We start from the raw sequence: 2075 nt of genomic DNA, 5'->3' as shown, positions 1-2075 counted from the left end.
TCGCGCAGGTGCTGCGCCGGGCGAGGCATGCCTCGCCCCTACAACGCGTCATCGATGCCCCGGCCCTGTGAAATAACATGTGTACATCCTGCATCTGCAGGTTAAGCTATTGAAATACCAGACAAGGGGGAGGACCCTCCCCGGAACAGAGAGGAAATTTGGCATGGCGGTAAAATATGTATTTGTTCTCGGCGGCGTAGTCTCCGGCCTCGGCAAGGGGATCACGGCCGCTTCGCTCGGCAGGCTGCTCAAGGCGCGCGGCTATGCCGTGACGATGCAGAAGTTCGACCCCTATATCAACGTCGACCCCGGCACGATGAACCCGATCCAGCACGGTGAGGTGTTCGTCACGGACGACGGCGCGGAGACCGACCTGGATCTCGGCCACTATGAGCGCTTCATCGACGAGCGCCTGACGCGCGTTTCGAACGTGACGTCCGGCCGCGTGTACCGCACGGTGCTCGAGCGCGAGCGCCGCGGCGACTTCGGCGGGGGCACGGTGCAGGTCATCCCGCACATCACCAACGAGATCAAGCGCCGCTTCTATCGCGGCGAGGACAAGATTGCCATCATCGAGGTCGGCGGCACGGTCGGCGACATGGAGAGCCAAGCCTTCCTGGAGGCCATCCGCCAGTTCCAGAATGAGGTCGGCAAGGAGAATGCCATCATCCTGCTCGTCACCCTCATCCCGTATCTCAAGGCCTCCGGCGAGATGAAGACGAAGCCGACGCAGGGCTGCGTCCGCGAGCTGCAGAGCATCGGCCTGCGGCCGGACGTGCTCGTGTGCCGCTCCGACTACCCCCTGACGCAGGACATCCGCGACAAGCTCGCCCTGTTCTGCAATGTCCGCCCGGACCATGTGCTGCAGAACCTCGACGCCAGCATTCTCTATCAGGTCCCCCTGATGATGGAGGACGAGCATCTGGCAGAGGTCGTGCTGAGCGATCTGGGCCTGCCGCAGCGCGAGCCGGATCTGGCGCAGTGGCGGCAGATGTGCGACCGCTGGATGCACCCGAAGCGCCGCGTCGACATCGCCCTCGTCGGCAAGTATACGAAGCTGCATGACGCCTACCTCAGCGTCGCGGAGGCGCTGCGCCATGCAGGCGTCGCGAACGACGCCCATGTGGAGATCCACTGGATCGACTCCGAGACCATCACGCCGGAGAACGTCGGCGAAATTCTGGGCGATATGTCCGGCATCATCGTCCCCGGCGGCTTCGGCAGCCGCGGCATCGACGGCATGATCGAATCCATCCGCTATGCCCGTGAGCACCGCATCCCCTTCCTCGGCCTGTGCCTCGGCATGCAGCTTGCCATTGTCGAATTCGCACGCCACGTCGTCGGCCTGCCCGAGGCGCACAGCATCGAGCTCATGCCCGACACGCCCGATCCCGTCATCCACCTGATGGCCGACCAGAAGGGCGTTCTGGACATCGGCGGCACGCTCCGCCTCGGCTCGTACCCCTGCCGCCTCGACCCGGATTCCCGCGCCTTTGAGCTCTATGGCGAGCCGCTCATCCACGAGCGCCACCGCCACCGCTACGAGGTCAACAACGACTACCGCACCGCGCTGACAGACGCCGGTATGCGCCTGTGCGGCATGTCGCCGGACGGCCGCATCGTCGAGATGCTCGAGCTGCCGGATCATCCCTATTTCCTCGCCACGCAGGCCCATCCGGAGTTCAACTCCCGCCCGAACCACCCGCATCCGCTGTTCCTTGGGCTGATCTCCTCCGCCGTGCTCTACCGCAGCGAGGAGCTGTAAGAACCTCCTGCCGCCCCGTCCCTTTTCGGACGGGGCGGTTTTTTTGCACAAGGCCGGTTGAGGATTTTCATGCCATGTGGTATAATGCAGGGAGAAATCGGGAGTGACCGGCGCAGAACCGGTTACGGATCGTAGGGGCGCAGCGCTTGCGCAATTAGCAGGCCGCCGTTAAAATAGCAAACGCTCCCGACTTGTCATTCCGAGGAGCGAAGCGACGTGGGAATCTCCTGCAACCGGTCACGTTTTCGCCGAGGCCTACTTGTTATCCGACATGGTACTGCGAGATTGCCACGTCGGCCGTTGGCCTCCT

1 protein-coding gene is annotated in these 2075 nt (G+C 63.6%); it reads left to right on the top strand.

Annotation, left to right across the window (positions count from 1 at the left end; genetic code table 11):
- The first annotated feature begins 163 nt into the window (after positions 1–163).
- Complete coding sequence (pyrG, locus tag WMO66_RS03770) at positions 164–1765, top strand: CTP synthase (protein ID WP_349135046.1); 1602 nt, start codon at positions 164–166, stop codon at positions 1763–1765.
- The last annotated feature ends 310 nt before the right edge of the window (positions 1766–2075 follow it).

Origin of the sequence: Faecousia intestinalis (assembly GCF_040096185.1) — a bacterium.
In the GTDB taxonomy this organism is placed as follows: Bacteria; Bacillota; Clostridia; order Oscillospirales; family Oscillospiraceae; genus JAZOXB01.
Note: the sequence above shows the minus strand (reverse complement) of the source record. Positions and strands in the feature narration are given on the sequence as shown.

Bases quoted from the DNA above. Each gene is read 5' to 3' on its own strand.
- pyrG (WP_349135046.1), top strand. From the start codon at position 164: ATGGCGGTAAAATATGTATTTGTTCTCGGCGGCGTAGTCTCCGGCCTC.